The sequence below is a fragment of the Aquirufa rosea genome (assembly GCF_004118285.1).
GTDB classification, from domain to species: Bacteria; Bacteroidota; Bacteroidia; order Cytophagales; family Spirosomataceae; genus Aquirufa; species Aquirufa rosea.
On sequence record NZ_SDHY01000007.1, the window covers coordinates 146,895 to 156,667 of the forward strand.

Below are 9,773 nucleotides of genomic sequence, written 5' to 3' on the forward strand. Positions count from 1 at the left end.
TCTTAAAAACATCCTATACATGAAATTTCTAGTCGCTTCTAGTGTTCTTCTCAAACAAATCTCAGCCATCAATGGGGTTGTGGCGAGCAATCCAATCATCCCTATTCTTGAGAATATTTTAGTGGAATTGGAGGGCAACCAATTGACCTTGACGGCCTCTGATTTGCAGACGGTGATGACTACCACCTTGGAAGTAGAAGGCGCGGAAAATGGATCCATTGCTTTGCCAGCCCGATTGTTGTTGGAAACTTTGCGCAGCTTACCTGAGCAGCCAGTTACGATCTCGGCAGATCAAGGAACATTTGGTGCAGAAATTTCTACTCAAAACGGTCGTTTTAAATTAAGTGGCGAAAACCCAATTGATTTCCCACGGATTCCAGAAGTGGCCAAAAACCAATCCATCAGTCTTTCTTCCTCCATATTAGGTGAAGCCATTGCTAATACATTATTGGCGGTTTCTAACGATGATATGCGTCCTGCCATGACAGGGGTTTTGATTCAAATGATGGGAGATCATACCAATTTTGTGGCTACGGATGGGCATCGTTTGGTACGTTACCGTCGTCTGGATATTCAGCCAGAATCGCATAGTAGCTTGATTTTACCGAAGAAGGCCTTGTCGCTATTGAAATCTACTCTTCCGATGGACGACACCACCGTGAAAGTTGAATTTAGTCAGTCGAACGCTTTCTTTACCTTCCAAAGTTTCTCTTTGATTTGTCGGATCATCGACGAGCGTTTCCCAGAATATGAGAATGCTATTCCAAAGGAGAACAATGAGATTTTGACAATTAACCGCATGGAGTTTTTGAGTTCGGTGAAACGTATCTCTATTTATTCCAACAAGACAACTCACCAGATTCGTTTGAAATTAACTTCCAACAAATTAACGCTGTCAGCGGAGGATTTAGACTACTCCAATGAGGCCAATGAGGTGTTGGCATGTGAATATTCCGGCAAGAACATGGAGATTGGATTTAATGCCAAATTGATTTCGGAATTATTGGGCAATCTAAGTGCCAAATATGTGGATATCAAATTGAGTGAACCTAACAAAGCGGGTTTAATTATTCCTTCTGACCAAGATGAGAATGAAGATATCTTGTTGTTGGTGATGCCAGTGATGTTAAACTCATATAACTAGGGATTTGTATTTAGATAATTTTAGCTAAACCATTTCGTTTAGAATTCAACATTTTAATTAATAACCATGAAGAATATATTATTAACTGGTTTGTTATTTATTTCCCTTGCTTCTTTTGCCAATAATGGAGAAGGGGAAGGCATTGAGTTTTTCCATGGTTCTTTCAAGCAGGCCTTAGCGAAGGCGAAGAAAGAAAATAAATTGATTTTCTTTGATGCCTATACATCTTGGTGTGGACCTTGCAAGGTTTTGAAGACCAAGGTATTTCCAGACAAAGAATTGGGTGAATACATGAATGCCAAATTCATCTCCATTGGGGTAGACATGGAAGCTGGTGAGGGCCCACAATTGGCTAATATGTATCCAGTAGAAGGTTATCCAACCTTGATGTTCATGGATGCTTCGGGTAAAGTAAAAAAGAAGGTCTTGGGTTTACCCAGAGGAGGTGCTAAGGAGTTATTGACTGTGGCGAAATCAGTGAAATAATAGAATTTTAGATATGTTTAAAGGCTGTTAATCGATGAGATTAATGGCCTTTTTTATTATATAAAATAATTTATCATTTTAATCTAACATCACTTCAAAGCTCTTTCTATGGTATTTCTTTTTTTGAGAAAAAAGAAACAAAAAAAACTATATTTAAATTCGGTTAATCCAACACGAATTCCGCGTTGCGGAACCGATGTCCACTCCGCATACGGCTTTAATTTTTGACGCTAAGCTTATGTCCTACGCTCGGAGTCAAAAATACGCCTGCCGATTCGCTCATGCTTCGTTCCCATCTTTCGTCGGGATTAACCGTTGGTATAGAATATCCAAGCATAAAAAATATAGGTTGATTGAGTTGCTTTATCTAATCTGAAATCAGCTCTAGCCACAGGATGTCAAACTAATTGAAAAAATCGACATGTTCCGAAGGGTCATGTCGAATGACAGATAATTGGAATTTGTAATTCCAACAAATGACTTATTGTTTTAGCCTAACATCACTTTAAAGCTCTTATTTAGGTATTTCTTTTTTTGAAAAAAAGAAACAAAAAACTTATGTCAATTCGGTTAATCCAATACGAATTCCGCGTTGCGGAACCGATGTCCACTCCGCATACGGCTTTAATTTTTGACGCTAAGCTTATGTCCTACGCACGGAGTCAAAAATACGCCTGCCGATTCGCTCATGCTTCGTTCCCATCTTTCGTCGGGATTAACCGTTTTTTATCAGGGATTTGGATTCCACCATCATTTATACTTTAAAATTCATCATTTACCATTTCCTATATAATCCCCTTCTCCCCCGCTTCATTCTTCACATCTCTAATTTCCACGGCCTTGGTGGATTTCTTACGCATTTTGATATTGATGAATTCTACGAATAGAGAGAAAGCGATAGCAAAATACAAGTAGCCTTTAGGGATTTGCCCAATGCTGTTGCCTAGGATAATTAATTCCGAATCATGGCTTGCCTCAGCTACCAGCATAAAACCAATCATAATAAGGAAAGATAGTCCGAGCACTTGCAAGGAAGGGTGTTGATTCACGAAACGCCCAACGGGTCCTGAGAAGCCCATCATGATAATGATGGAGATGATGACGGCGGTTATCATGATCAGAATCTCGTTAGTTAAACCGATGGCGGTTAATACCGAGTCAATGGAAAAGACTAGGTCAATCAGGGCAATTTGCGTCACCACCTGGGCGAATTTGGCTTTAACACTTTTTCCACCACTACCTGTGTGATGCTCCTCTCCTTCCAATTTTTGGAAGATCTCATTGGTGGCTTTGTAAAGCAGGAACAAACCTCCCACAAAAAGAATGATGGCTTGTCCGGTAGGGGCAATGGTCAACCAATCCGAGCTATAATGCCAGAAGGGTTTTTGTAGGGAAATTAGGTAGGAAAGGCCAAGCAAGAGAGACACCCGAAAGGCCATGGCTAGAATGAGTCCTAGGTTTCTGGCTTTGGCTTGTTGCTCCGCGGGCAATTTATGGGCAGTTAGGGAGATAAATATGATGTTGTCAATACCCAGAACGACTTCTAAAAAAGTCAGGGTTAATAAGCTAAGTAGACCGTTGATAGAAAAAAGGTGATCCATGTAAATATTTTTATGCATGCAAAGATGCTGGCTTTCTGCGAGATAGGCAACAATTATAAAATTAGCCTACATTTTTCCAGATTTTTTTTGGGGCAGCTCTTGCAAAAAGCAGAAAAAACACGGATATTTGCAAACCAATTCAACGAAAAGGGTCTTATAGCTCAGCTGGTTCAGAGCACCTGCCTTACAAGCAGGGGGTCCTAGGTTCGAATCCTAGTGGGACCACAGAAACCACCTCATACGGGGTGGTTTTTTTATTTTACGGCAGTGGTAGCAAAGTGGGTAGCACCTGAGTCATTTTAACTCAAGAATGCTTTGATTAAAATTATAAGACTTGAAATTGTGATAAATTGATAAATGCTATCGAATCAAATTATTAAAATAGTATCCTCTCAATTCACTCTAAAACTATATACGACAGAAAAAGAACTTTGGGCTCCATCACTCGTTTTAATAGACCAATAATAGGTCATGCCAGATGATACATTTACGAGAAGATTAGGATTGGAAGATTTCAGAGGGGTCATATTATGATTGTATACTTTATTGACATCCATATCAATAAAAATCTCATAACTCAGAATTTTACTATCTGGGTCAGAGCCTATCCAGGCTAAATTCACCTTACCAGCTATTGCGGTAATTGAAGAACCTGGTGTCGGACTTGTGGCTGTGGCGGGAAATGGCGCATAAGTGGAGATACCATCACCTGCTAAATAAAACTTCCATAAAGCACTGCTTGCTGTTTGCTTGACTTTATCTGATTTCGAGATTATCTGCCAACTGTAAGGAATACCTTTACTCAATGATATCGTAGTTTTATCTCCCTTGACAGTTTTCGAGATATTGGTGAGATTTAACAGATTAGTTACAATAATTTCATAAAAATCAGTGTCCTTTGAAAGTGTCCAAGCAAAATCGACATCTGCCATAGTTGAACTTGAACTTTGACCTTCAACACATACTGAACCATTTACTGGTATTGAAAGAATAGCTGAAAAAGGAGGTGGAGATTCAACAACAGGTACTATATTTTCCCCACCAGATGAACATTCTAAATAAAAGATACTTAATCCGAAAATACAAAATAGCTTTTTCATATTTTAACTACTTTTATAGTTTGGTCGACCGTATTACCCAATACCCTTAACAAATAAGTCCCTTCTGGAAATTCTTCTAGATTCATTTTCACTTCTCGGTCGCCATCGACAAGATAATTGCCGCTAAAAATACGGTTGCCTAGTAAATTCATTACGATAATGTTAACTTCATAATCCCTCCCCTTTATTTGTACTTGCAAGGGTCCTGAGGTAGGATTAGGATAAGCTTTAACTTCTTCTGATTGAAAAAATTCCTCCAAGTAGGCCCCTTGACATGGTAAATCAGTTTTTACTTGAATTTTAACAGCACCAGTAGGCAAAGTTCCTATCCATTGTTGTCCATTGACCCTATAAGAAGCCTCGTTAACCTCAACTTGATATTGATTAGCACCTGATAAGATTAATTGGATTGTTTGACTAACATAATTAATTGTGGATTTTACAACTAGTGTTGAAGGTTCTGAAATTTTTAATTCAAAAACTTGTTGATAATTTTTAATCCCTTCTATAGTGATAACCAGAGAATATTCTCCAAGGATTAAACCCGCTATCGTAGAAGTATTTGTACCTTTTGGAATAGTCGAATTCTTTTCAAACTTATTAGGTCCAATAAGTCGAATCGAATAGGTAAAATTCGTGTTTACCACTTGAACTTTTATTGATCCATTGGCTGTACCAATACAGGTAGTTGCTACAACTTCTACTTTAAAGTTATTCGATGGAAGATTAAAAATTTCACAACCATTTATGTCAACAATAGCCCCAATGGGGGTATCAGGACATAAATCAACCAAATTGGGCACCCCGTCTTCATCTGAATCAACGAAATCAGATTTAATAATTTGCAAATTATCGAAATCATTAAAAAGAATCTCTTTCACGAAATTCTTTCCTCCTCCCATCCATTGATTAATGATAGACCCATAAACCTGTCTGAAATCAAATTGCATATCCATTTCATACTGATAATTTGTATTCGATGGAATAATCGGATTTTTGCCTCCAACACTTGTATCTAACTTATTTCCAAAAAGTATCATAGGTGATACAGATCCATGATCCGTCCCATTGGTACCATTAGAATGTACTGTGCGACCGAATTCTGAAATACACATACCAAGAACCCTATCTGATTTATTTATTGAATCTAAACTTTTCATGAAAGCAGTGATGGATTCGTCTAATTCTTTCAATAAGTTAGCATGAGTTCCTTTTGTCTTGTCAGCGGAATCAACTTGATTACCATGTGTATCGAACCCCCCTATATCAACTTTATAAATTCGAGTATTTAATCCCCCGGAAATCAATTTGCTAACAATTTTCAATTGATCAGCTAATCCATATCTTGGAAAAGTAAAATCTTTTCCTTTCCCAAATGTTTCTTTTAAAACCTTACCATAAGCATTGGCTTGTTTTGCCATTAACTGTAAGTATTTCAATTTTTCACCTTGGGGAGTAGATGGATAAGTATTATCAAATTCATTGATTATTTCATAAAAATCAGATGGATTAGAAGATACTACACTTGTGAATGATCGGTTACCAGTAAAAAGTAATGAAGAATTCCATCCAATTTCTACTGCTAATGGGTGTGGGAAAAGTTCTGTTGGATATGCATCCGGGAAATTAGGGTGTTTTTCTTCAAGATAACGTGCAGCCCATCCGCTATTGATATATTTTAGTGCATCTGAACCGGAATTCCAAATATCCATCGACCTAAAGTGTGAATAGTTCTGATTGGGATAGCCAACTGATTGTATCACTTTCAATCGATTTTCCGAATGAAGCCCTTGTAGTCCTACAAGCGAAGGATGTAATCCTAAATCAGTGCCCTTTAGATGTAATATTTTATTTTCAGGCAACATTACCGTAGAGCGAATTTTATTTAATTCAGATAACATTGTTAATGGAATAACCGTATTTAATCCATCATTCCCCCCATTTAAAACAATAATAATTAAGATATTTCCTTCTGAAGCAGTAGTAGACAGTAAAGAATTGGCTTGATGAGTTAATGCTTCAAATGGAAAAGAAGAAAACAGCGCTGGCATCGCTGATGCGTGCGCTAATTGATGTATAAACTGTCTTCTTTTCATATTAAAACAAATGGATTTCGCCCATTTGGAAAAGTGAACCTAATAAATTGGTCATTCGATTAGATATCGTTGACCGTGTTTCATCCGTAGGACTGATTAGATGATTTTGATACATCTGTGTATAATATGTTGATGATACTCCTTCAAGAACTTTACTTCTAATTCGAAGTCTTGCCGCAGAGGAAATAGGAACACTCATGAGACGATCTATCGTTTCACTAATTACATCATCAATATTGCTAGGGTTTTTTAATGTGGTAAGAAACTTACTAAAATCGATTTGCATATGCACACCTCCTTTGGTGTCACCATTTCCAATCCATTTACCCCACCTACCTAAACCATTGCCCCAATTTGCTCTTTTGGCTACTGTATCTGAATTAATCCAAAATAAATCATATACAGGTGCTTGGTAATAAGCAGACCAACCCGACACGCTTGGTGGGTCTGTAAAATTTAACCCTATATTACTTAAATCCCACTGTAAAGAACGATATTTATAAAAATCTTTCGTGGGTGAAGAGGTATAGCGTAGAGGAATATCAGATTTCAATTCATAATTGATATAATTAAATTCAAATTCTTTTATAATACCAAACCCAAACTCTAAGGGCGATTTGATCATTGCATTGTAAAAAGAATTGTCAAAAAAATGTGCACTACCAAGTAAAGCTTTTAAAGGAACCATTAATTCAAAATTATTTTTCCTTAGCAAATCAGCCATCGGACTAATGATATTTTTTTCAATAGTATCATTGATCAAGGGATAGCAGAAAAATTGATATAAACGCCGAGACAGATAAAGAGCGCATTCCTCCGTATCAAAAATCATATCAATCGCGTCATCCAATTCTTTCATTCCGTCAGAACCTTGCCGACCTTTAATTACTCGATTTCCGTAAAATGCAGAGAAATGTTTATCGCCTGTATCATGATTCCAAGCATTAAAGATATTCGTAATTGGTCCAAATTTTTCATTTTTGCTTGGAACAAAATATTGCCAGCCAACTAACAAGCGAGCCATTTCAGAAACATCTTCCTCCGTAAATTTAGAATTGACTCCTTTTCCTACTGTAAATAATTCTTGAATCTCTCTAGCATAATTTTCGTCTGGATTAAATTTTTGACTTTGTTGTAGATTTAAATAATCTAACATCATCGGGTCGATGGTAACTTTATAAATTATGGATTTATAGCTTTCAAAAGACGAATCAAAAAGCATTTTGTAATGTTGATACATCATTTTAACACTACCCTTTCCACATGCCAATAAATTATGAAGAAAAAAAACCATACGCCAATGAATGGAAGTGTTTTGTTCTATCATATTTTTAAATAACCATGCATCGTGAGATTGATGTCTAGGCCAAGGTGAACCATTGGGTTCTGGAGCAAAAATATATTCCTTTCCAGGTTCAATGTAATAATGACCTTGCTTTTCAGTTTCTTCTTTACTTATCTCATAATCGTAATCATTGATAGGCACGCTTGGTATTTTATCTTTCTTAAAAATCAAATCCAGAGAATCGCTTAGATTTAATGAACTGATATCCATCAGATGCCTATTTGAATACCCCGTTAAAACACGATTCAATAGATGCTTTTTTTGTGCCACTCCCCAAGTGCCGGTGTAAGGTTCAAGCCCCAAATTAACAACCGTCCTCGAGGCCCTCGATTGTTCAATTTTGCTTAAATCAACGTTTTCTTTGTAGAATTGGGATACTAAATCTACCGAAATAGGGTTTTTCATAGGTGTTAGGTTCAAATAAAATTAATTGTTTATTTTTCGAAAAAAAATTTAATTAATTAAACGGTCAAATTAATGAAACGAGAAGAGTTCTTAAAAAAGTCATGCCCCATAATGGTTTTAAGCATTTTAGCCACAGCAGAAATGATGATAAGTTGTCAAGATTCCATTACAGAAGAACCTATCTCAAAAGAGGAAAGTGAGTATTTAACTCGATTGAAAGATATTGGAACAAAAGGGTATTTACAGGAACAAGCAAATGTATATATCAATATGAAACACGATACCTATTACCCATTATCCACTGTGAACAATTTCGTTAATGATCAAATAAATGGAATTTTAATACTTCGAAAAGATGCATCTACCATTTTGGCATTCGACAATTGCTGCCCACATTTAGGAAGTCGTGACCAATGGTCTTACAAATCGTCCAAATTTACATGTGCCAACCATGGGAATTCCTTCGGAATTAATACGGGACAAATAGCTAATTGTAATTCAAACACAAATTTTGGAAACCTAAAGGCTTATAAAACCACACTTTACAAAGATTTACTTACCATTAATTTTTCTTGAATAAAAATCTACTCAGTTCAAAAAAACATCCATTAGATTGGTCTTACACCTTTAAATTATATTTAAATTAGAATCTATTCTTTTTGTAAATACAACTTTTAAAACGTGTCAGGTAATTGATTATTTATGTTTTTAAAGGGATGTATATTAGGTATAATCAAAGATTTAAATTTCAAATGAATCTAAATTTCCGTCATAATGAAAATTTTATTCCCTGATATTTAAAAAGTGGAATTACAAGGCCTCATTTTTAAATTTTATTATTTCATTTTTCGTATGATTTTATTTGGTTAATATTCCAAAAATCTAAATTATATAAAAATAAAAAGACAACAAATCTCCATATTGTTGGGGACATTAATTCTTCCTTTTAGAGTAACACGACAAAAAGTAGCCTTTTCTATTGATTCAAGCAAAAAAGAAATTGAAGCATGGAATGTAAAATTCGGGGCAATTGTGAAAAACATAGACTCAGTTGGTTTTGCCAATTTATATTCTTTGAATACCGTTCAAATAAATCCCAATGCCCCACAAATTGAAGAAAGAATCAATATTTAAAAAGTGCTTCTGATCAATTTAAACTAATTATCTAAACCAACTTAACCTTGGTGGAAGCACGAGAGTTTAATTCAAATAAAAATGATTTAATTTTAAACTGGCAGTTAATTAGTAGTACTTAGACCAACAAAATGTCTAAATATGTTTCAATTAAATTTCATATTGACTCCTTTAATTATGTTATACGTTATTTGAGATTTAATCTATTTATAATTAAGAAAGCTGAAATATTCGGCTTAACCTCATAAAAATCAACATTATAATAGTATACACCATCCGGTAGAATTGTTGAATTATATTCACCACCCCAATTGTTTTTATAGTCTTTGGTTTCAAATACTACCTCACCCCAACGGTTGAATATGGTTAAGGTATTCTTTGTGCCCAAAATGCCTGGGATGATTAACTTGTCATTTTTGCCATCACCATTAGGCGAGATACCTTGTGGGATGAAAGAAGGAC

General features: G+C 35.7%; 8 protein-coding genes and 1 tRNA gene. 4 read left to right on the forward strand and 5 right to left on the reverse strand.

Annotated elements, in window-relative coordinates; genetic code table 11:
* The first annotated feature begins 19 nt into the window (after positions 1-19).
* Together dnaN and ESB04_RS11395 are read left to right on the forward strand one after the other, a co-directional pair.
* Positions 20-1,144 (forward strand): DNA polymerase III subunit beta, encoded by a 1,125-nt coding sequence (gene dnaN, locus ESB04_RS11390; protein ID WP_129027870.1) that lies wholly within the window; start codon positions 20-22, stop codon positions 1,142-1,144.
* A gap of 66 nt (positions 1,145-1,210) precedes the next feature.
* Positions 1,211-1,630: a thioredoxin family protein gene (locus tag ESB04_RS11395; protein WP_129027871.1), complete on the forward strand. Its 420-nt coding sequence runs from the start codon at positions 1,211-1,213 to the stop codon at positions 1,628-1,630.
* Positions 1,631-2,415: 785 nt separating this feature from the next.
* On the opposite strand, the gene ESB04_RS11400 is transcribed toward ESB04_RS11395, so the two are convergent.
* Entirely contained in the window at positions 2,416-3,231 is an 816-nt protein-coding gene (locus tag ESB04_RS11400; RefSeq protein WP_129027872.1) for a TerC family protein, read from the reverse strand.
* Between the two features lie 150 nt (positions 3,232-3,381).
* Here ESB04_RS11400 and ESB04_RS11405 point away from each other — a divergent pair.
* Positions 3,382-3,456 (forward strand) — tRNA-Val (locus tag ESB04_RS11405).
* Between the two features lie 167 nt (positions 3,457-3,623).
* On the opposite strand, the gene ESB04_RS11410 is transcribed toward ESB04_RS11405, so the two are convergent.
* From ESB04_RS11410 to ESB04_RS11420, 3 genes are all read right to left on the reverse strand, one after another.
* On the reverse strand, positions 3,624-4,163 hold the full coding sequence (locus ESB04_RS11410; protein WP_205749505.1) for a hypothetical protein: 540 nt from the start codon (positions 4,161-4,163) through the stop codon (positions 3,624-3,626).
* 164 nt (positions 4,164-4,327) lie between these two features.
* On the reverse strand, positions 4,328-6,427 hold the full coding sequence (locus ESB04_RS11415) for a DUF1501 domain-containing protein (RefSeq protein WP_129027874.1): 2,100 nt from the start codon (positions 6,425-6,427) through the stop codon (positions 4,328-4,330).
* 1 nt (position 6,428) lies between these two features.
* Entirely contained in the window at positions 6,429-8,177 is a 1,749-nt protein-coding gene (locus tag ESB04_RS11420; protein ID WP_129027875.1) for a DUF1800 family protein, read from the reverse strand.
* A gap of 141 nt (positions 8,178-8,318) precedes the next feature.
* Here ESB04_RS11420 and ESB04_RS11425 point away from each other — a divergent pair, with 141 nt between their 5' ends.
* Entirely contained in the window at positions 8,319-8,753 is a 435-nt protein-coding gene (locus ESB04_RS11425) for a Rieske 2Fe-2S domain-containing protein (RefSeq protein ID WP_164969652.1), read from the forward strand.
* 745 nt (positions 8,754-9,498) lie between these two features.
* Here ESB04_RS11425 and ESB04_RS11430 read toward each other — a convergent pair.
* The coding region (locus tag ESB04_RS11430; protein WP_164969653.1) for a gliding motility-associated C-terminal domain-containing protein at positions 9,499-9,773 on the reverse strand (275 nt) is incomplete at its 5' end.